The organism is Affinirhizobium helianthi, from assembly GCF_042680945.1.
In the GTDB taxonomy this organism is placed as follows: Bacteria; Pseudomonadota; Alphaproteobacteria; order Rhizobiales; family Rhizobiaceae; genus Neorhizobium; species Neorhizobium helianthi.
In genome coordinates this window covers 176,768-197,228 of sequence record NZ_JBHUEQ010000023.1, presented here as the reverse complement: position 1 = coordinate 197,228, position 20,461 = coordinate 176,768, and the positions used below count along the sequence as shown (strand labels likewise).

22 protein-coding genes and 1 pseudogene are annotated in these 20,461 nt (G+C 59.6%); 10 read left to right on the top strand and 13 right to left on the bottom strand.

Annotated elements, in window-relative coordinates; genetic code table 11:
- Nucleotides 1-6 precede the first annotated feature (6 nt).
- Nucleotides 7-387, bottom strand: coding sequence for a succinate dehydrogenase, hydrophobic membrane anchor protein (gene sdhD, locus ACFSE1_RS13130; RefSeq protein WP_377401973.1), 381 nt, complete (start codon nt 385-387; stop codon nt 7-9).
- 11 nt (nt 388-398) lie between these two features.
- Nucleotides 399-791 carry a succinate dehydrogenase, cytochrome b556 subunit gene (gene sdhC / locus ACFSE1_RS13125; protein ID WP_377401970.1) on the bottom strand — a complete coding sequence of 131 codons (393 nt, stop codon included), beginning with the start codon at nt 789-791 and terminating at the stop codon, nt 399-401.
- 280 nt (nt 792-1,071) lie between these two features.
- Between sdhC and ACFSE1_RS13120 the strand changes: the two genes are divergently transcribed.
- A complete protein-coding gene (locus ACFSE1_RS13120) occupies nt 1,072-1,551 on the top strand; it encodes a hypothetical protein (RefSeq protein ID WP_377401967.1) in 480 nt (159 codons plus the stop codon).
- Between the two features lie 12 nt (nt 1,552-1,563).
- Here ACFSE1_RS13120 and ACFSE1_RS13115 read toward each other — a convergent pair whose 3' ends face one another.
- From ACFSE1_RS13115 to tsaD, 5 genes are read right to left on the bottom strand one after another with little or no spacing between them, the layout of a single operon-like run.
- On the bottom strand, nt 1,564-2,211 hold the full coding sequence (locus ACFSE1_RS13115; protein WP_377402222.1) for a class I SAM-dependent methyltransferase: 648 nt from the start codon (nt 2,209-2,211) through the stop codon (nt 1,564-1,566).
- Nucleotides 2,212-2,221: 10 nt separating this feature from the next.
- Nucleotides 2,222-2,662: an EVE domain-containing protein gene (locus ACFSE1_RS13110; protein ID WP_377401964.1), complete on the bottom strand. Its 441-nt coding sequence runs from the start codon at nt 2,660-2,662 to the stop codon at nt 2,222-2,224.
- 6 nt (nt 2,663-2,668) lie between these two features.
- Nucleotides 2,669-2,965 carry a YciI-like protein gene (locus ACFSE1_RS13105; protein ID WP_377401961.1) on the bottom strand — a complete coding sequence of 99 codons (297 nt, stop codon included), beginning with the start codon at nt 2,963-2,965 and terminating at the stop codon, nt 2,669-2,671.
- Between the two features lie 21 nt (nt 2,966-2,986).
- Nucleotides 2,987-3,976 (bottom strand): NAD(P)H-dependent glycerol-3-phosphate dehydrogenase, encoded by a 990-nt coding sequence (locus ACFSE1_RS13100; protein ID WP_377401958.1) that lies wholly within the window; start codon nt 3,974-3,976, stop codon nt 2,987-2,989.
- Entirely contained in the window at nt 3,973-5,067 is a 1,095-nt protein-coding gene (tsaD, locus tag ACFSE1_RS13095; protein WP_377401955.1) for a tRNA (adenosine(37)-N6)-threonylcarbamoyltransferase complex transferase subunit TsaD, read from the bottom strand. Before tsaD ends, ACFSE1_RS13100 begins: the two co-directional genes overlap by 4 nt.
- Before the next feature lie 81 nt (nt 5,068-5,148).
- On the opposite strand from tsaD, the gene hemC reads away from it, so the two are divergent.
- The 6 genes from hemC (at nt 5,149) to ACFSE1_RS13065 (ending at nt 11,101) form a co-directional block, all read left to right on the top strand.
- Nucleotides 5,149-6,078, top strand: a complete 930-nt coding sequence (gene hemC, locus ACFSE1_RS13090; protein ID WP_377401952.1) for a hydroxymethylbilane synthase — start codon at nt 5,149-5,151, stop codon at nt 6,076-6,078.
- Between the two features lie 3 nt (nt 6,079-6,081).
- The gene (locus tag ACFSE1_RS13085) at nt 6,082-6,777 is read left to right on the top strand and encodes a uroporphyrinogen-III synthase (protein WP_377401949.1); all 696 of its coding nucleotides are present in this window, start codon (nt 6,082-6,084) and stop codon (nt 6,775-6,777) included.
- A gap of 91 nt (nt 6,778-6,868) precedes the next feature.
- Nucleotides 6,869-8,215, top strand: coding sequence for a hypothetical protein (locus tag ACFSE1_RS13080; protein ID WP_377401946.1), 1,347 nt, complete (start codon nt 6,869-6,871; stop codon nt 8,213-8,215).
- An 11-nt stretch (nt 8,216-8,226) separates the two neighbouring features.
- On the top strand, nt 8,227-9,840 hold the full coding sequence (locus ACFSE1_RS13075; protein ID WP_377401943.1) for a heme biosynthesis protein HemY: 1,614 nt from the start codon (nt 8,227-8,229) through the stop codon (nt 9,838-9,840).
- A 9-nt stretch (nt 9,841-9,849) separates the two neighbouring features.
- Nucleotides 9,850-10,326, top strand: a complete 477-nt coding sequence (locus ACFSE1_RS13070; RefSeq protein ID WP_377402219.1) for a tellurite resistance TerB family protein — start codon at nt 9,850-9,852, stop codon at nt 10,324-10,326.
- A gap of 13 nt (nt 10,327-10,339) precedes the next feature.
- Entirely contained in the window at nt 10,340-11,101 is a 762-nt protein-coding gene (locus ACFSE1_RS13065; protein WP_377401941.1) for a glutamine amidotransferase, read from the top strand.
- Nucleotides 11,102-11,109: 8 nt separating this feature from the next.
- On the opposite strand, the pseudogene ACFSE1_RS13060 reads toward ACFSE1_RS13065, so the two are convergent.
- Nucleotides 11,110-12,369 (bottom strand): annotated as a pseudogene (locus ACFSE1_RS13060) (MFS transporter); the annotation flags it as partial.
- A gap of 117 nt (nt 12,370-12,486) precedes the next feature.
- On the opposite strand from ACFSE1_RS13060, the gene ACFSE1_RS13055 reads away from it, so the two are divergent.
- Complete coding sequence (locus ACFSE1_RS13055) at nt 12,487-12,780, top strand: YggT family protein (protein WP_377401938.1); 294 nt, start codon at nt 12,487-12,489, stop codon at nt 12,778-12,780.
- Complete coding sequence (locus ACFSE1_RS13050; RefSeq protein ID WP_377401935.1) at nt 12,747-13,088, top strand: DUF167 domain-containing protein; 342 nt, start codon at nt 12,747-12,749, stop codon at nt 13,086-13,088. The genes ACFSE1_RS13055 and ACFSE1_RS13050 overlap by 34 nt, the downstream gene beginning before the upstream one ends.
- A gap of 108 nt (nt 13,089-13,196) precedes the next feature.
- Here the strand turns inward: ACFSE1_RS13050 and ppa are convergent, their stop codons facing one another.
- On the bottom strand, nt 13,197-13,730 hold the full coding sequence (gene ppa, locus ACFSE1_RS13045; protein WP_377401932.1) for an inorganic diphosphatase: 534 nt from the start codon (nt 13,728-13,730) through the stop codon (nt 13,197-13,199).
- A gap of 321 nt (nt 13,731-14,051) precedes the next feature.
- Complete coding sequence (locus ACFSE1_RS13040; protein ID WP_377401929.1) at nt 14,052-14,492, bottom strand: helix-turn-helix domain-containing protein; 441 nt, start codon at nt 14,490-14,492, stop codon at nt 14,052-14,054.
- Nucleotides 14,493-14,560: 68 nt separating this feature from the next.
- Between ACFSE1_RS13040 and ACFSE1_RS13035 the strand changes: the two genes are divergently transcribed.
- A complete protein-coding gene (locus tag ACFSE1_RS13035) occupies nt 14,561-15,808 on the top strand; it encodes an MFS transporter (protein WP_377401926.1) in 1,248 nt (415 codons plus the stop codon).
- Nucleotides 15,809-16,211: 403 nt separating this feature from the next.
- On the opposite strand, the gene ACFSE1_RS13030 is transcribed toward ACFSE1_RS13035, so the two are convergent.
- The 3 genes from ACFSE1_RS13030 to ACFSE1_RS13020 form a co-directional block, all read right to left on the bottom strand.
- On the bottom strand, nt 16,212-16,718 hold the full coding sequence (locus tag ACFSE1_RS13030) for a GNAT family N-acetyltransferase (protein ID WP_377401923.1): 507 nt from the start codon (nt 16,716-16,718) through the stop codon (nt 16,212-16,214).
- A 187-nt stretch (nt 16,719-16,905) separates the two neighbouring features.
- On the bottom strand, nt 16,906-18,726 hold the full coding sequence (gene typA / locus ACFSE1_RS13025) for a translational GTPase TypA (protein ID WP_377401920.1): 1,821 nt from the start codon (nt 18,724-18,726) through the stop codon (nt 16,906-16,908).
- Between the two features lie 139 nt (nt 18,727-18,865).
- Entirely contained in the window at nt 18,866-20,446 is a 1,581-nt protein-coding gene (locus tag ACFSE1_RS13020; protein WP_377401917.1) for an alkaline phosphatase D family protein, read from the bottom strand.
- Nucleotides 20,447-20,461: the final 15 nt, after the last annotated feature.

The following is a 20,461-nucleotide window of genomic DNA, read 5'->3' as shown; positions in this document are numbered from 1 at the left end:
GAATGTTTATCCTGCGAATGCAATCTTCAGGGCAGCGAAAAGACAGAGCCCGCCGGCCAGAAGCGAAAAGAAGGAATTGAGCACCAGAAGCGCAAACTTCGTGGTTTCAGTGTGGATGTAATCCTGAATGATCTCTTCCATGCCGAGCTTCATGTGCACGATGCCGGCAATGATCGTCAGCGCATTGATCGTGGCGATAAACGGGTTGGAAAGAGCCGAAACAACGTCTGCATAGGGCTTGCCCGCATACATGATCAGGAAGACCACGTAGAAAAGCATGAGCGGCACGAGTGCGAGCGAGGTCGTCCGCACCTTCCAGAAGTGATCGGTCCCGCTCTTGGCCGAACCCAGGCCACGAACCTTGCCGAGGGGAGTACGCATATCCATTGATGTTCTCCTCAACGAACGATCAGAACGACGACCCACACCAGAACGGTGAGCACGATGGATGCAACGAGGTTGGCCTTTGCGAGCATGGTCGAGAATTCCTTCTCGAAGCCATAGCCCAGATCCCACATGATGTGGCGCAGGCCACCCAGCAGATGATGCAGCATCGCCCAGGTGTAGCCGAACAGTATGATCTGTCCTACGAGAGAACCGAAGAACCAGTTCACATAATTGAACGCTTCTTCCCCGGAGGCGGCTGCAATCAGCCAGGCCGCCACAAGCACCGTGCCGAAATACAGTGCGCCGCCTGTAATGCGGTGAACAATCGACATGGCCATGGTGGGGATGAAACGGTAAACTTGAAGGTGCGGCGACAGCGGCCGCTTATTTGTCACATTCGCCATCATATCCTCGCGGCGTTCGGTGCGCGGTTTGATACGGGCGCGCTCCCGGCAATGCACTCTGCCGAAGATATGTGCATTGCATCATTGGGTGATTTACCTACGGCGTGGCAAGATCACAAGCCGTTTCAAGAAGGATTTTAAATTTAATCGATTGTGGAGCGGCAGTCGATAGGGTGTCGTGCCTTGTTTGTCTCTGCAAGCGAATCTTTGCTTGATTGGCGAAACCAATAGTTAATGATAAGCGTTAACTTTCTCCTAACGTCACGAGAGAGGCAGCGCCATGATGGCACATCGCTTCAAGCTCTTCGCAGCCGCCGTCACCCTCTTCGCCAGCCTTGCATCGTCAGGTCACGCGGAAAGCTTTTTCTCCGCAGCGCCAAACTCGCTGACACGCTCATCCGGCGGCGACGGCTACCGCCATGGAGAACATCGCCGCTGGGACGCTCGCACCTCTGGCCGTGGCAGCGAGAATGGTTTTCACGGGCATCATGTCTACCGGCATGATATCGTCGGCGGCGACGGGATACCCTCTTATGTGCGCGGCGTCGGCACCTTCGCCGGGGATATGGCGGTCGCACGCTTTCACCGCAACGGCACCTATTATTACGCTCAGGCTTTCTCCACGCGCAGCCCGCAAAAGATCACCTTCCTCGCGCCGAAGGCAAAGGTCATCCTTGTCGAGCAGGAAACCAATGCGCAGGAAACAAAAACGGTCTGCTCCGTGGAGCACGGCGTCTGCGTCATCCGGGGCGCGCCCTGAGTGGCGATGTCGTCAGGGCTTGAAGCGCCAGACGGTCGTGCGCTTCACCTCTGAATCCTCCAAGGCGCGGGTCACCGGCACTTCATACACAGCAAGGGATTCCAGCCGATCCTTGGGCAGATAGTAGCGCCCGGGGTCGCCGACGATCACCTCGACGCCCTGCTTAACCAGCGTGCCGAACCAGTCCACCAGCCGGGCGGCGAAATCGCGGTCATAGAAAACGTCGCCCGCCAGCAGAATGTCGCATGCCAGCGGCTGCCCCACCCAGTCCTCTGAGGTAAAGCTGATGTCGACCGTATTTGCCTGGGCGTTCAGTTGCACGGCGCTTTCGGTCCAGGGATCGATATCGACAGCCAGGACATGGCTCGCCCCCGCCTTGGCGGCAGCAATCGCAACCAGGCCGGAGCCGGTGGCGAAATCCAGCACGCGCTTGCCTGCCACCAGCGAAGGATTATCGAGAACATAGCGGGCAAGCCCCTGCCCTCCGGCCCAGGCGAAGGCCCAGAAGGGCGGCGGCAGACCGATCTGTTCCAGCTCCTCCTCCGTCTTCTGCCACAACTCATGCGCCTCATCCGCCAGATGTAGCCGGATTTCCGGCACATGCGGCGGAGAGGAAAGAGCCGTATTGGCCCGGATGAAAGCCAGAGGATCCGTCTTCAGAACCATATCCCTATTCCGGCGAGCGTGGCGGGTTGTCTAAGCCACCCATGCGGCAAACCTCGAGATATTCCTCTTCGGTCACCGGCTGCACCGAAAGGCGCATGGAGGTGACGAGCGACATCTTCTCCAGCTTGGGGTTTGCCTTGATCGCCTTCAGGGAAACTGGCTTCGGCATGTCGCACACGGCGCGGATATCCACGCAATCCCAGCGCAGATCGCCCTCGGCGGTGGAATCGGGATGGGAAAGTGCGCAGACTTCTGTAATACCCACCACCTCCAAACCCTCATTCGAGTGGTAGAAGAAGCCCTTGTCGCCAATCTTCATGGCTCGCATGTTGTTGCGCGCCAGATAGTTGCGAACGCCGGTCCATTCCTCGCCGGCCTCCCCCTTGGCCTTCTGCATTTCCCAGGACCATTTGAAGGGCTCGGACTTGTAAAGCCAATAGGCCATGATCTCTCACGCCCCCGGCTTGTTGAAGACCCAGTTATAGGGCTTCACGTCAACCGTCTCGAACAGCCCGGCCTTTGCGTAAGGATCGGCATCGGCCAGAGCGCGAGCCTCTTCGAGCGTTTCGGTCTCGACGATGATCAGACTGCCATTCGGCTTGCCTTCGCCATCCAGAAAGGGGCCGGCCATCTTCAGAATGCCCTTTTCGTTCAGCGCATTCAGATGATCCACATGCGCGGGGCGCGTTTCCATGCGCACATTCAAATGTCCGGGCTTGTCGGTGCAGAGGAAGGCAAAAAGTGCCATGCCGCAAATCTCCTGTCTTGATTATTCCGTGGTGATGGGCCTGGACATCAGCTGTTCCAGCGCTGTCGAAACGTCCAGCCGTCCTTCGATCATCGCGGCAACCGCTTCTGTAATGGGAAGCTCCACCTGATGACGCGCCGCAAGATCGGAGGCAATCGCCGCCGTGAAGGCGCCTTCCACCAGTGCGCCGCCGGACATGTCAGCTGGATGCCCCTGACCCAGCGAAATGCCGAAGCGCAGATTGCGGGATTGATGGCTGGTCCCGGTCAGAACGAGGTCGCCGAGGCCAGAAAGTCCGCGAATGGTATCGCCGCGGCCACCCAGCGCTTCAGCCAGACGAGACATTTCCGCCAGCCCTCGCGAGATCAGGGCAGCGCGGGCGGATTCACCCAGCCCCGCGCCCTCGGCAATGCCGCAGGCAATCGCCAGCACGTTCTTCAACGCGCCACCCAATTGCACCCCAACGGGATCGCCAGAGGCGTAAAGGCGGAATGTCCGGCCGGAAATGACCCGCGCCAGACGCTCGGCAATGGCCGGATCGGTAGAGGCCACGGCCATGGCCGTGGGCAGACCGCGCGCAATATCTGCGGCGAAACCGGGACCGGACAGAACGCCGACGGCAAGATGCGGCAATTCCCGGCTCAGCACTTGCGTCAAAAGTCGGCCGCTCGACCGCTCGATCCCCTTTGCGCAGGACACCAGTACCGTGTCCCTGGCCAGATAGGGGCCGTAATGGCGCGCCGCATCCGCATGGGCTTGCGAGGGCATGGCAAACAGCACGATGCTGGCCTCTTCCAGCGCATCCGGCTCTGCGGAAAAATCGAGGCTGTCCGGCAAGGGCACGCCCGGCAGCGCTGCGTTATGAACCCGGTCGTTGCGCAGATCCGCCATGAGCGAAGGATCCCGCCCGATCAGCGTAACGGGCACCCTCCCCTCTAATGCAATCACGGTGGCCAGGGCAGTCCCGAAGGCACCTGCACCGATGACGACGATGTTTTCACGTCCGCTCATGCCTTTGCACCTCGTTTTCCTGATCCAATCAAAGCGGCAGCTTCCTTGTCCAGTGGCCAGCGTGAACGCGGCGCAACGGATATAGGGTCACTTGGCAGGCCCGCCGCCATGCGTTCAAGCCCCGCCCAGGCAATCATGGCCGCATTATCCGTGCAAAGACGAATGGGCGGCGCAATGAAGCGGAAGCGGTGGTGATCGCAAAGCTCCTGCAGGGTTGCGCGCAGAACCTGATTTGCCGCAACACCGCCCGCCACCACCAGAGCCGGTGTTTGGAGCGTGGGATACCGTTCCTGAAAACGCGCCAGACCACGCCCGATACGGTCCTTCAATGTGCGGGAGATTGCGCGCTGGAAGGAGGCGCAGATATCGGCAATATCCTGCTCGCTGAGCGGCTGGATGGCCGTTGCCGCCTGTCTGACTGCCGTCTTCAAGCCGGAGAAGGAAAAATCCAGCCGGCTTTCGCCGACCAGTGGGCGGGGGAAATCGAAGCGGCTGGCATCTCCAGCCCGTGCCGCCTTTTCAACAGCCGGACCGCCGGGATAGGGAAGGCCGAGAAGCTTTGCCGTTTTGTCGAAAGCCTCACCAAGGGCATCGTCGATCGTCGTGCCCCACCGCTCATAATCTCCCACGCCTTTCACCAGCACAAGCTGGGTGTGGCCGCCGGATACGAGAAGCATCAGATACGGAAATTCCAGACCGTCCGTCAGACGCGCAGTCAGCGCGTGCCCTTCGAGATGGTTGATTGCGTAAAGCGGCTTGTTGGCTGCCATGGCAATGGCCTTGCCGGTCATCAGCCCGACCAGCAGGCCGCCAATCAGGCCGGGACCAGAGGTCGCGGCCACCGCATCGACATCGTGAACCGTCAGACCAGCTTGCGACAAAGCCTGCCGGACAAGTCCGTCGAGCGCCTCCACATGGGCGCGGGCGGCAATTTCCGGCACGACGCCGCCAAAGGCGCTGTGTTCTTCCAGCTGCGACAAAACGACGTCGGAGACGATCTCCCCGCTCCCGTTTTCGTGGCGAAGCACCACAGAAGCGGCGGTTTCATCGCAGCTTGTTTCAATGCCGAGAATGCGAAGCGGACGAGTCATGACAGAGGCGAAAGCTCGGATGAATTGCGATACCGGCCAAAGCCGGGTACGAAGCTACCGCGTAACAATGGATGAAGACAGATGCAAACAAAACCTTTCCGCATCGGCACGCGCGGCAGCCCTCTGGCGCTGGCGCAGGCGTCAGAAACGCGTGCCCGCCTCATGGCAGCACATGGTTTGCCGGAGGAAATGTTCGAAATCGTCGTGCTCTCCACGAAGGGAGACCGCATCACGGATCGCTCTCTCGCAGAGGTGGGCGGAAAGGGCCTTTTCACCGAAGAACTCGAGGCACAATTGCTGACGGGTGAGCTGGATTTTGCCGTCCACTCGTCAAAGGACATGCCAACCCTTCTTCCGCCGGGCCTCCAGCTTTCGGCCTATCTTCCCCGCGAAGATTTCCGGGACGCCTTCATCGGGCGCACGGCACCCAGCCTCATGGCCCTGCCGGATGGCGCAACAATTGGCTCCTCCTCCCTGCGCCGCCAGGCGCTCATTCGCCGCCGACGCCCGGATATCACGGTCATCACATTCCGCGGCCTTGTGGAAACACGCCTTCGCAAGCTGGAAGAGGGGCAGGTGGATGCAACGCTTCTGGCGCTTGCAGGCCTCAACCGGCTGCGCATGCCGGATGTTGCAACAGAGCTGATGGATCCGAATGACTTCCCACCGGCACCCGCGCAAGGTGCCATCTGCATTGAAAGCAGAATTGGCGACCAGCGCGTTCTCGATCTCCTCGATCCAATCAATGACCGCCCGACCTGGGACGCCGTGTCCTGCGAACGCGCCTTCCTGGCGGCACTGGACGGCTCCTGCCGCACACCCATCGCGGGCTTCGCAATCTGCGATGGCGAACGCCTGAAGTTCTCGGGCCTCATTCTGACACCCGATGGCCAACAGGAACATTCGGTTGAGATTGAAGGGCTGCGTACAGACGCCGGAACACTTGGCGTAAAGGCGGGCACCATGGTGCGCGAAGCTGCAGGCACCGGCTTCTTCGAAAGCTGGACCTGATCCATGCGGGTGGTGGTAACCCGGCCAGCCACAAGCGGCGCAAAAACCGCCGCAAGGCTTGTCGCGCTCGGCCATCATCCGATCCTCCTGCCGCTCACCGAACCTTTGCACAGGCCACAGGCGGCCTGGGCAGCCTTGCAGGATCGCCCACGCGCGCTGGTGCTGACGAGCAGCGAAGCCCTTCGGGCAATCGCCTCGCTGCCCATGGCGGCCTATCTGGATCTACCCCTCTATGCGGTCGGCAGCGCCAGTGCCGCCAAGGCTCGCAAGGCAGGCTTTACCCATGTGGTGGAAGGCGGCGGCACGGGAAAAGATCTGGCTGCACTGATGATCTCAAGAGGTCTTCAAGACTTCCTCTATCTTGCCGGCTCCCCCCGATCACCAGAACTTGAAGCCGAACTTGCCGCGGCCGGCATCCAGTTTCGCCTTGCCGAATGTTACGAGATGAAACCTCTGTCGTGGGATGAACAGCAACGTGCGCTGCTGACGCCGGTTCCGGATGCCGTGTTGCTCTACTCTCGTGAGGCAGCACGGCTGTTTGCGACGCAGCACGCCCTGTTTGATCGGCCGCAGGCTTGGCGGGAGTGCCGGGCGATTTGCCTCAGCCACAAGGTCGCATCCGGTCTTCCGGCAGAGTTTCCGCTGGTGATTTCGGTCGCAGACAAGCCGACGGAGGATGACCTGCTGGCAAGGCTTTAGAAAGAGGTCTGGAACCAAAATACGTTCAGGCTCTTTCATTCGTCTTTCCGGCTGACTAGTTTGAAGTAGAAATGTTCCAGAAGAGGTTGCTATGGTTTCGGATAAGCCGCCCCGCCGTTCCCGCTCCGGCAAAACGCCGGTCACACTCGATCTGGCGGCTGAGGAGAAGGCGGCCATTGCCGAACCGGTTCGTGCCAACGATACCGATGCCACGACGGATGCCTCTCAGCCCGACCAAAACCCTGAAGCAGGGCAGGCCCCAGCTGGCGCAGCGCAGAGCGCTCCCGCCGCAGGTGACGCCGCTGCACCCGACAAAGAGCCCGTAACGGTGGAAGCACAACCCGGCGAGGAAGTCTCAGACGGTGCCTCAGCCAAGGCCAGCCCGCAATCCTCCGACTTGCCAACCGAGCCACAGACCGCCTCGCCCACAGCCGAACCGACATCTCCATTCGGCCCGAAAAAAGAGAATGAGCCCGAGACGGCAAGCTCACATCCGACCGAGCCCCCGGCCGCTACCACCTCGTCCCGCCCGGTCAAACAGTCTCCGGCAACCTCCTCCATGGTTGCGGCTGGCATTGTTGGCGGCCTTGTCTCGCTTCTGCTGGCGGGCAGCATGCAATATGCGGGCATTCTGCCAAGCCTCACGCAGGAACGAAGCAACAGTTCCGCAGACATAGAGAGCCTGCGCCAGCAGATGGCAACTCTCCAGAAAGCCGGCCCGTCGCAGGATGTCGTCGCAAGACTGGAGGCATTGGAGCAAGGATCCGGCAATGGCGGGGGTGATCTTGCCCAGCAGGTTCAGGCCCTCCAGCAGGACCTCGAGAATGTGAAATCTGCAAGTGCAGCCATGGGCGATAACAGCGCCCAGCTTGGTCAAAAGCTGCAGGCGCTGGAACAGCGGATCAATCAGCCGGGACGTGAGCAGGCCATTGCTCGCGCACTGGCCGCGGCGGGGCTCAAGGCTGCGACGGATCGCGGCGGCTCTTTCGCGGCTGAGCTTGAGACCTATTCCAGCGTTGCGGCTGACGATCCCTCGCTTGCGAAACTGCAGGCCTATGCGGAAAAGGGCGTGCCGACACGCGCCGAACTCGTCCGCCGCTTCCCGGCTGCGGCCAATGCAATGATCGATGCCATTCACCAGCCGACGGAGAATGAGGGCATTGCAAGCCGCCTGTTGTCGAGCGCCATGCGGGTGGTCAAGGTGCGTCCGGTGGGCGAAGCTGAGGGTGACACGCCGGAAGCAAGGATTGCCCGGATCGAAGAGCGCATCAAGAACGGCAACCTGAAAGCCGCTGTCAGCGAATGGGATGGTCTGCCAGAGGCCGCCAGAACAGCGGCTGCGGATTACCGGCAGGCATTGGATGCGCGTATCGAGGTGGATGATCTCGCCGCCAATACATTGACACGCGCCATGGCCGCCAGCGGCACCAAGGGTTGAGGAGAGACTGAATGATCCGTCTGTTTATTTTCGCGGTCGTCACTCTCGCCCTGGGCTGGGGCTTTTCCTGGCTGGCTGACCGTCCGGGCCTCATTGCCATCACCTGGCAGGACCAGCTCATCGAAACCAGCATCATGGTCGCGGCCACCGCTGTCGTGGCCTTGCTCGGTGCGGTCATGTTTCTCTGGTGGTTGATCCAGACGATCTGGACTTCGCCCCACTCCGTTCGTCGCTATTTTCGCGCCCGCAAGCGGGATCGCGGCTATCAGGCCCTGTCGACAGGCCTGATCGCGGCTGGCGCTGGAAATTCGCTTCTTGCACGAAAGATGACGGCACGCGCCCGTGGCCTTCTGAGGGCAGATCAGGAACCGCTGATCCATCTTCTCGAGGCGCAAACAGCCCTCATCGAAGGCCGTCACGAAGAGGCCCGCGAGAAGTTCGAGAAAATGGCAGACGACCCCGAGACCCGCGAACTGGGCTTGCGCGGTCTCTACATGGAAGCGCGGCGTCTGGGAGCAAACGATGCCGCCCGCCAATATGCGGAAGCCGCCGTTGAAAACGCCCCTTATCTGCCCTGGGCTGCGGAAGCCACGCTGGAGCATCGCTGTCAGGCCGGACGCTGGGAGGATGCAATCCGTCTTCTCGATCAGCAGAAGGTTTCCAATGTCATCGACAAGCAGCGGGCTGATCGCTGGAAGGCCGTTCTGCTCACAGCCCGTGCAGCCGAGCGGCTGGAATCGGAGCCCAAGAGCGCAAAGGACGATGCCAAGGCCGCTCTGAAGCTCGCCCGCAATCTTGTGCCCGCTGCCATTGTCGCGGCCAAGGCCTATCTGCGGGAAGACAATCTTCGCCGTGCCGCTGGCGTTCTTGAAAATGTCTGGAAGATCGAGCCGCATCCCGAAGTGGCGCGCCTCTATGTCCGTGCCCGTCCGGGAGATAGTGCGGCAGATCGCATGCTCCGCGCCGAGCGTCTGGAAAAGCTGAAGCCGAACAACCCGGAATCGCTTCTGGCCGTGGCGCAGGCCGCCTTGGACACGCAGAATTTCAAGCTGGCGCGGGAAAAAGCCGAAGCGGCGCTTCGCATGGATGCACGCGAAAGCATCTATCTTCTCCTTGCCGATATTGAAGATCGCGAAACGGGAGATCAGGGCCGCATTCGCCACTGGATGGCGCAGGCGGTGCGGGCACCGCGCGATCCTGCCTGGGTGGCAGATGGCTATGTGTCCGATCACTGGCTCCCCCTGTCGCCCATCACCGGCAGGCTGGATGCCTTCGAATGGAAGCGGCCATTCGGTCAGCTGGAAGGTCCGATCGAGGAAGGCACGCTTGCCGCCGAAACGGCCATCGCCAGCTTGCCACCCGTCACGCAAGGTGGCTCCCCCGATGCAAAGCCGAAGCCTGCGGCAACGGTAAAGCGAGAGGAAGCACGGCAGCCCGCCGCAAAACCGCCGAGCCTGTCCGTCGTCGAACCGGCAAAGCCTGAGGCCAAGCAGGCAGAGGCAAGGGTGGACGTCAAGAAGGAGCCGGAGGCGGCTGATCCTTTCCATGGAAGACCGCCGGATGATCCCGGCGTGAAAGATACCACCACAAGTTCCGAAACGCCCACGAGACTGCGATTGTTCTGACCCATGCCGATGTTTGACCGGATACAGGAATTCTTTCAGGAACTGGGCGTTGGCCGTTCGGATAACGATTACGCGCCGGACGATCCCCGTGTCGCCTTTGCGGCCCTCTGCTTCCAAGTGATGGAGGCAGATGGCAGCGTCTCGGCGAAGGAGAAGACGCGGCTGGAGGATATGCTGCGCGAGCGGTATCAGCTCGACAAAAGCCATGTGGATGCGCTGATGGAGGCGGGCCGCACCGCGGGTTCGGAAGCGGTGGATTATTATCGCTTCACATCCGACCTGAAGCGGCACCTCACCCCGGAAGAATGCGTGGCTCTGGTCGGTGCCTTGTGGGATCTCGTTTATGCCGATGGAGAGCGCAGCGAGATGGAAGATCATGTGATCTGGAGAATTGCCGATCTTCTCGGCGTGTCTGCACGAGACCGGGTAACGGAAAGACAGAAGGTGGCGGCAAGAACCGTCGGAAGGGATAAGGGAGGAGATTGAAGGGTTCCGAGAAATGTTGATGTCGCCAAACCGGGCAATGCCAAAACTTCCAATCCTCATCGTTCTTCATCAGGAGCGCTCGTCCCCCGGACGCGTGGGCCAGATGCTGGAAGCAAAGGGCTATCCCCTGGATATCCGCCGGCCGGCACTGGGCGATCCGCTTCCCGACACCCTGTCGGCGCATTCCGGTGCGGTTATCTTCGGCGGGCCCATGAGCGCCAACGATCCGGAGCCCTTCGTGAAACAGGAGATCGACTGGATCTCCATCCCCTTGAAGGAAAACAAGCCCTATCTCGGCATCTGTCTCGGCGCCCAGATGCTTGTGCGTCAGCTGGGCGGCAAGGTTCAGGCCCACAGGGATGGGTTGACGGAAATCGGCTGGTATCCGCTTCGGCCAACAGAACATGGCCGCCTTCTGATGAACTGGCCCTCGATGGTCTATCACTTCCACCATGAGGGCTTCGATCTGCCGCGTGGCGTGAAGCTTCTGGCGGAAGGCGATGCCTATCCACATCAGGCCATTCGCTTTGGCGAAAACGCCTGGGGGGTGCAGTTCCACGCCGAACTGACACGCGCCATGATGCACAGCTGGGTGGTGCGCGGCGCATCCCGTTTCGGCATGCCCAATGCGCAGCAGGGCCGCGAGCATCTGGAAGGCCGGATGATTTTCGATACGCCCCTCAAGGCATGGCTGAGTGATTTTCTCGATCTGGTGTTCGAGCGTGAGACATGGCTTGCCAACCAGCCTCAGAAGCCGAAGCTGGAGAGCGTATAAATCGAACCTTACCGATCGCTCGGGGCGTCGAGATTGTCGATCTGACGCAGTTTGGGGAAGGAAAAGGCCCAGACGACGGCAACAGCCAGCGTGCCGAAGCCGCCGATCACCACAGCAGGAACCGCCCCGATGATATGCGCCATGGTTCCGGCGCGGAACTCACCCAGTTCGTTCGATGCACCGACGAAAACCATGTTGACCGCGCTCACGCGGCCGCGCACGTCATCGGGCGTCCAGAGCAGGATCAGGCTTTCGCGAACATAGACGGAGATCATGTCGGCGGCCCCCATCAACATCAGCGCGGCAATGGAAAGCCAAGGCGCTTGCGACAGGCCGAAGATAATGGTGCCAACACCGAACAGGGCAACGCCGATGAACATGGCAAGGCCCGCATGCTTGCGGATGGGATAGGCCGCAAGCAGCATGGCAACCGCAACCGCGCCGATCCCCGGCGCCGAACGAAGCAGACCCAATCCCCAGGGACCAAGCTCCAGAACATCGCGGGCGAAGATCGGCATCAGCGCCACGGCGCCGCCGAGGAGCACAGCAAACAGATCGAGCGAGATCGCGCCCAGAACCACCTTCTCGCTGAAGATGAAGCGGAAACCTGCCAGTATGGTCGACCAGCTCACAGCCTTGGAGACGGTGCGTTGTGGCGGTTTGGGAATGCTGATGATCAACAGCATACACACGATCATGAAGATCAGCGCAACGGCATAGGCCGCAACCGGGCTCAACCCATAGAGAAGGCCACCGGCCACCGGCCCCACGATGGAGGCTGTCTGCCAGGAGGAGGAGTTCCAGGCCACCGCATTTGGCAGGTCTTTCTCCGGCACCAGGTTGGGCGCAAGCGATTGCACTGCCGGCCCCATGAATGCACGCTCGATACCGAAGACGATCAGGATTGCGAAAACGGGCCAGGGCGAAAACTGGTGCGTCAGCGTCAGGGCCAGAAGCGCAGCGGTGCAGAGAGTGCCTATCGCCAGGCAGATCGCCACGATGGCACGCCGGTTATAGCGGTCGGCGACGGAACCGGTAACCAGGATCAACAGCAGCGACGGCAGAAACTGGAACAGCCCGATCAGCCCGAGATAGAGCGCGTTACCGGTCACGTCATACATCTGCCAGCCAACAGCAACGCTGACAATCTGGATGGCAAAGGCGGCGAGAAAGCGAGAGAAGAAGAAGCGCGTATAGGCAGAATGCCGAAACGCGGCAAAACGGTCTTCGGAGGCGGAAATGGACATCGGATCGACACGCTTTCGGCGGCGCGGGAGCGCATCGTCTCGCGCGCGTTCACTATGATTCGCCTTCGCTAAAACTCAGGCCTTGTTCCTCAACTCGCCAATGTCTACATGTCTGTCAACCGAGAAATGGAGATATAGATGCTCGCGTTGTTTCAGACCATCGATTTGGCCTTGAACCTCTACACCTGGGTTCTGATCATCAGTGCCATCTTCTCGTGGCTCTATGCCTTCAACGTCATCAATTCCAGCAATCAGTTCGTCAATTCGATCGGCACGATGCTCTTCAACCTGACGGAACCGGCACTCCGCCCCATCCGTCGCATCATGCCAAGCCTCGGCGGCATCGATATTTCGCCGGTCATCCTGCTGCTGATCATTTTCTTCATCCGCTCGCTGATGTGGACGACCATCGCGCCTATGTTCATTCGTTGAGCGCGGCAAAATCCTTTGGCGATCATATTCGCCTCAGCGTTCGGCTGACGCCGAACGCATCGCGCGACGCCGTGGAGCAGATCGAGACCGCCGAAGATGGCGAATCCTGGCTTCGCGCGCGTGTCACTGCCGTTCCCGAGGATGGCAAGGCCAACAAGGCCCTTATTCAGTTGCTGGCAAAATGGCTGCGCGTGCCCAAGAGTGCCATCTCAATTCTCTCCGGTGAAACGGCGCGCAAAAAAATCCTCCGGATCGAGGGCGACCCGGAGGATTTGATCAGCAAACTCAATGAACGCCTGAGAGGCTAGCGCACTTACCTGGGAAAAGCGTGTAGCGGTTTTCCGTCCTGAAATGCGTCAATACAAAGAGTGAGAGCGGTTCAGCGTTTCCGTGAAACGGTGAACCGCTCTCAAGCATTACTTCTGCGCGTTGTAGCGCTCGATTGCTTCCACGATCAAACGCTTGGCAACGGTCACATCCTGCCAGCCGCCGATCTTCACCCATTTGCCGGGCTCCAGATCCTTGTAGTGCTCGAAGAAGTGCTCGATCTGCTTCAGCGTGATTTCCGGCAGATCGGTATAGTTCTCGATCTTGTCGTAACGGCGGGTCAGCTTCGGCACCGGCACGGCAAGGATCTTCTCGTCCTTGCCACCATCGTCTTCCATGACCATGACGCCAATCGGACGTACATTGATCACGCAGCCAGGCACCAGCGGGCGCGTGTTGCAGATCAGAACGTCCACCGGATCGCCGTCTTCAGACAGCGTGTGCGGCACGAAGCCGTAATTGCCCGGATAGGTCATTGGCGTGTAGAGGAAGCGGTCAACGATCAGCGCACCGGCGTCCTTGTCCATCTCGTACTTGATTGGATGGCCGCCAACCGGCACTTCAACGATGACGTTAACGTCGTCCGGCGGGTTCTTGCCGATCTTGATCGCATCAATACGCATGGTTCTCTCCGAGAGCGATTTATGGTGACGCTTCGATAATGGGAAACGCACTGCATTGCAACAAGAGGCGGCGCAAACCCAGCCTTGGCAGGGGTAATTGCGGGTGGGGAGAAACAACATCTCAACAGGCAAAGTCCGGATACGGCCGATTGCGGGCACGCAGACGAACATAATCGTGCGCTTGTTTGAGCCGCAATGTCCGCCGTCTAGCCCCTCAGCCCCCTCTCACAAACAGAAGTTGCGACCAGCCTATTGCTACGCATATTACCACTGTTCATGGGCCAGATGAGCCAGAATTCTGGCACGGAACACGCACCGCCATCAGAAGACAGGTCTCCCTTTGGATTTAACCGTGCTATTTCGCTTGCCGCTGCGTTTGCCTGTCAGATCCACCAATCGCCGAAATGTGGGGCACTCCATATGTGAGGGAGCCGGACAGTCGGCGACGTGACGAAGTGTGTCGCGTAAAGCTGTCAGCTGACGAATTTGCCGATTGATCTCGTCGGCCTTCTTGTGGAGCACATCGCGTGGCAGGTCCGGTGCACCGTTCCGCCCAAACATGCCCGCGATCTCCTCCAGCGAAAAACCAGCAGACTTACCCATGGCGATCAGTTTGAGCTGCAGCAGCACGTCAGGCGGAAACTGTCTGCGCAGACCATGTCGCGAGACTGAAAAAATCAACCCTGCCTCTTCGTAGTAGCGCAATGCGGAGGGTCTGATTCCGCTCAGTGCCGCAACCTCACCTATGTCCAGAAATTTCATGCTTGACCTCAAGTCGTATTGAAGTGGCAGCCTGCTCTCAAATCGAAAACCTGGCAAGAGGACATTCCATGAAAAAGCCAAACACAACGGGATCGGAAAAGGGACAATCGAGTGCAGTGCTTGCACTTGCGCTGTCAATGCTACTGGCATCGCTCGGCACCAGCATCGCCAATATCGCACTGCCGGCACTCACCCAGGCGTTTTCTGCGCCGTTCTCTGAGGTACAAATGGTCGTTGTCGCTTATCTCGCAACCCTGACAGTCTTCGTCGTCATAGCGGGCCGGTTCGGTGACAGTTTTGGCCTGAAACCGATGCTTTTGGCCGGCTTAACTATCTTCACCGCAGCCTCGCTCATGTGCGCCATTGCACCCAATCTGCTGTTTCTGGTCGGCGCGAGAGCGCTTCAAGGTATCGGTGCGGCTTTTCTTATGACACTTGCCATGGCGCTCATGCGCCAAACCGCAAGCGAAGCTCGCGTTGGCCAAGCCATGGGGTTGCTGGGCACGGTATCGGCATTAGGCACCGCACTCGGCCCATCGCTCGGTGGACTGCTGATCACAGTGACGGGATGGCGCGGCATCTTTTGGGTGCAGGTGCCGCTGGCCGTTGTGGCTCTGCTTCTTGCTTTCAGACTGGTGCAGAATCCTCGAGGCAAGAACAAAGTGGTGTCAGCGCGTTTTCGGTCGATGCTGAACAGGAGCGTTACACCCTATCTTTTCGTCAACTTCTTAGTCGCCGCCGTCATGATGACGACATTGGTGGTCGGACCATTTTATCTCGCTCTCGGCCTCGGCCTGAAGGAAACGCTGATCGGACTTGTCATGGCGATTGGCCCGGTAATTTCCATTGTCAGCGGCATTCCATCAGGGCGACTCGTCGATGCATGGGGAGGTGGCCGCGTGCTTGCCATCGGGCTTGCTCTGTTGGCTGTCGGGGCTTTTCTTTTGGCGGTTCTGCCGAATACAGGTGGCATCGTCGGATATGTGCTTTCCATCACTGTCCTGACGCCGGGCTACCAGCTTTTCCAAGCCGCCAACAACACGGCAGCGCTGGCGAAGGTCCCCAAAGAGCAGCACGGCACGATCTCGGGACTTCTTGGCCTTTCGCGTAACTTGGGTCTTATATCAGGCGCATCGTTCATGGGAGCAATCTTCGCCTTCGGCGCCGGAACGGAGGATCTCGTCCACGCGGCACCCATAGCGATTGCAGAGGGCATGGAGATGACTTTCCTGTGCGCAGGCGGGTTGATGATCATCGCAATGGGAATTGCGTTCATGTCCCGCAAGGCCACGAGAACCGATAGCAGCGACCTTTAGCGAAGCAAATCGTTGTCGGAAATCTGGCCTTTCAATCACATTCGCGATCTGTCCCTTTGCCGGACCGGTCGCTTCTTTACTTGGCTTAGCTCGATGGAAGCATACGGTCCGTTTGCATCCTACGATCTAAAGCACATTGCGGCTTATCAGCCTCATGCCACCTGCTTTAACTTCTTGTTTTTATGTATGTCATCATCGCAAAATCACTGCACACTTTTGCGCGACATGCTGTAGCAGCTGTTGATGCCCCTCATGGCGCCGTCCTGCCAAACATCAGCTGTGCTACATGAACTCCAGCCCACTCTGGGCATCACTCAGACAAAAAATAGAGCTTCCGCAACCAGAAAAGTGGTGTTGAAGGGGACCAAAGACGCAGGTTGTCCTAACCCGGAACCGAGCCTCATCAGGGCCAGACAAAGCCAATCTTGCGCAGGCTGACGGAGCCGAAGCCTTCCATACCCTCGGCAATATCCTGGCCGCCGTGACGACGGAAAAAGCGAACCGCATGCTCGCTATCTTCCAGGCACCACACCACAAGGCCATTGCAGCCAAGCGACTTCAACAACCGACGGGATTCGCCGAACAGGCGGCGTCCCATGCCAATGCCCTGAAATTCGGGGCGCAGATAGATTTCGTAGATCTCGCCGTCCTGCGGCAAGGCCCGCGCCCGGTTGAGACCGACCGTGGCATAACCGGCAATCGCTCCGGCGACTTCCAGCACCAGCAGCGTTGCCGGGCCGCGCGTTGCGCGTCGCCACCAGCCTTCGCCGCGCCGTTCCAGCATTTCAATCAGCGGCTTGTGCGGAATAAGGCCCGCATAGGCTTGATGCCATGCCAGGCGATGCACTTCTGACACGGCTGCGGCATCTTCGGGTTCGGCCCGCCGCACATCGATTGTGAGTGTCTTCATGACGTCAACCCGAGTTTGCCACTGAAGCGAGAACATGTATCGCGACAACACCGCACATCATTTGCGGTGCAATCAAGTTAACGCATCTTTAAGGGGTTGAACAAGACTTCGATCATAGCGGTCCAAATAAAAAAGGCCCCGATCTCAACCGGAGCCTTTGGGTCGTCAGTAGTGTCGAGAGGCCTTATTAGGCCACGCGGGACTTCTCGAAACGCTTGCGATCGTTCGGATCGAGATACATCTTGCGCAGACGGATGGACTTTGGCGTCACTTCCATCAGCTCATCGTCCTGAATCCAGGAGAGAGCGCGGTCGAGTGTCATGCGGATCGGCGGCGTCAGCTTCACGGCTTCATCCTTGCCAGCGGCGCGGATGTTGGTCAGCTGCTTGCCCTTCAGCACGTTCACTTCCAGGTCGTTATCGCGCGAGTGAATGCCGATGATCATGCCCTGATAGACCTTCTCGCCCGGCTCGATGATCATCGGGCCGCGATCTTCCAGGTTGAACATGGCGTAAGCAACAGCTTCGCCCGAACCGTTGGACAAAAGAACGCCGTTGTTACGGCCAGCAATCGCACCCTTGAACGGCTGGTAGCTGTGGAACAGGCGGTTCATGATGGCCGTGCCACGGGTATCCGTCAGCAGTTCCGACTGGTAGCCAATGAGGCCACGGGTCGGCGCCAGGAACTTCAGGCGAACGCGGTTGCCGCCGGAGGGGCGCAGTTCCGTCATTTCAGCCTTGCGCTCGGACATCTTCTGCACGACGACGCCGGAATGCTCTTCATCGACGTCGATGACGACTTCTTCGATCGGCTCCATGGTCTCGCCGGTCGTCTCATCCTTGTGCATGACGACGCGCGGACGCGACACGGCAAGCTCGAAGCCTTCGCGGCGCATGGTTTCGATCAGAACGGCCAGCTGCAATTCGCCACGACCGGAAACGAAGAAGGAATCCTTGCCTTCCGCTTCCTCGATCTTGAGGGCAACATTGCCTTCGGCTTCCTTGAACAGGCGGTCGCGGATAACGCGGCTTGTCACCTTGTCGCCTTCTGTGCCAGCCAGCGGGCTGTCGTTGACGATGAAGGACATGGTCACCGTCGGCGGGTCGATGGGCTGCGCCGTCATGGCTTCCGTGACAGACGGATCGCAGAAGGTATCGGCAACCGTCCCCTTGGAAAGGCCGGCAATCGCCACGATGTCACCCGCATGGGCTTCTTCGATGGCGGTGCGTTCGATGCCACGGAACGCCAGGATCTTGGAAATACGGCCGGTTTCGATGGTCTTGCCATCCTGGCCGAGAACCTTGACGGCCTGGTTCGGCTTGACCGAGCCGGAAGCTATGCGGCCGGTGATGATGCGGCCGAGGAAGTTGTTGGCTTCCAGGATCGTGCCGATCATGCGGAACGGGCCTTCTTCGACCTTCGGCTCCGGCACGTGCTTCAGGACGAGATCGAGAAGCGGCGCAAGACCTTCTTCCTTCGGACCTTCCGGGTTGAAGTTCATCCAGCCATCGCGGCCCGAACCGTAGAGGATCGGGAAATCGAGCTGCTCGTCGGTGGCGTCGAGGTTGGCGAAGAGGTCGAAGACCTCGTTGATCACTTCCTCATGACGGCCGTCCGGACGGTCGATCTTGTTGATCGCGACGATCGGGCGAAGACCAACCTTGAGTGCCTTGGAGACCACGAACTTGGTCTGCGGCATCGGGCCTTCGGAGGAATCGACGAGAACGATGGCGCCATCCACCATCGAGAGGATACGCTCCACTTCGCCACCGAAATCGGCGTGGCCGGGGGTGTCGACGATGTTGATGCGAACGCCCTTCCATTCAACCGAAGTCGCCTTGGCGAGAATGGTGATGCCGCGTTCCTTTTCGAGATCGTTCGAATCCATGACGCGTTCTGCAACGCGCTGGTTTTCGCGGAACGAGCCCGACTGCTTCAGAAGTTCGTCGACAAGGGTCGTTTTCCCATGGTCAACGTGCGCGATGATCGCGATGTTGCGAAGTGCCATATTGGTTTCTCTGGGGCTGTGGCGCACGCCGGGGGCTCTACGCGCCAATTTTCATTTGGCGCGCTCATACCCTGTTTTTCGCATTTGCGAAAGGGGGCGAGGCTCCAACAGTTAATTACACCCGCCGACCCGGCAAAAATCATGCACGGCGAACCGGATCGAGCGTCACCTTGTAGAGTTCCGCATCGTCGCGATCCATCAGCCGCACCGTCAACTGTTCCGTCTGCCCGTCGATATCCACCAGTCCGAAGAACTGTAGCCCGGCGGTAGGCGGCAGGTTCTGCCCCTGCTCGGCCGATGGTGCCTTGATGAATTTCAGTTCCGGACCAAAGGTCATGTCCAGATCGTTGGGGCCAAAGGTTCCGGCATGCAGGGGGCCGGAGACAAACTCCCAGAAGGGGTCGAAATCCTGGAACTGTGCCTTGTCGGGATTGTAGTAATGGGCGGCGGTATAGTGCACATCGGCGGTCAGCCAGACCGTATTGGTAATCCCGGCAGTCTTGATGAAGCGCAGAAGGTCGGCAATCTCCAGTTCACGCCCCTTCGGCGTGCCATGATCGCCCTGGGCGACAGCTTCGGTCCCCTTGCGATTGGTATAGTCATCCCAGACGATGACACCAAGCGGCATGTCCGCAGCGATGATTTTCCACGTAGCCTTGGAAGCGGCAAGCTCCTGCTTCAGCCAGGCCACCTGCTGCTCGCCCAGAATACGCGATTCGGGGGTCTGCTCGGTTTCCATCCCATCATGGTTGGAGCCGCGATAGCTGCGCATATCCAGGAAGAACACATCCACCAGCGGCCCATAGGCGATCTTGCGATAGACGCGGCCCGGCTCGGCGGGCGTGTAGCGGATGGGCGTCATTTCATGGAAAGCCCGTGCGGCTCTTGCCGACAGCAGAAAGACGGACTTTTCCTTGTAGCGGTCGTCTGCTGACAGATTCTTGCTGGAAGACCAGTTGTTCACGACCTCATGATCGTCCCACTGGTAGAAGGTCGGACAGATCGCCGAAAGCTCGCGCACATGCTTGTCCATCATGTTGTACTTCCACTGGCCGCGATATTCGTCCAGCGTCTCGGCAACCTTGCGCTTCTCATCGGTCACGATGACATTCTTCCAGGTCGTGCCATCCTTGAGCGCAACCTCTTCCTTCAGCGGGCCATCGGCATAGATTGTATCTCCCGAATGCAGGAAGAAATCGGGCTGATGGCGGGCCATCGTCGCATAGGTCTTCATACCCGTCTCATCGATACCCCAGCCCTGACCAACGGTATCGCCCGACCAGGCGAACCGCACCGACCGCCGCGAGGATGGAGCCGTGCGGAAACGGCCCGTGATCGGCTCCGAGACCTGATTGATGTGAGCGAGATCCGCGGCCACGAAGCGGTAGAAAATATCCTGATCGGATGGCAGATCGGTCAGCAGACGCTTAACGGCAAAATCCGTTTCGCCCAGCGCATCGATGGGCGCGAGACGCACGGCGTTCTTGAAGCTCTCCGTGGTGGAATATTCCATCATGATCCGGGACGGGCGGTCAACGCGCGACCAGATCATTCCCGAAGACATATCGACATCGCCGGACTGCACGCCATGTGTGAAGGAAGGGCGTTCCGCGCCGCGCGCGTAAAAGGGCAAAGCAAGGCCCGAGCCTGCAACAAGTCCACTTGCAGCCGTAGAGACGAGAAAGGATCGACGTGAAACCTGCCCAAGTTTGCGAGACATGAAACTCTCCTGGAG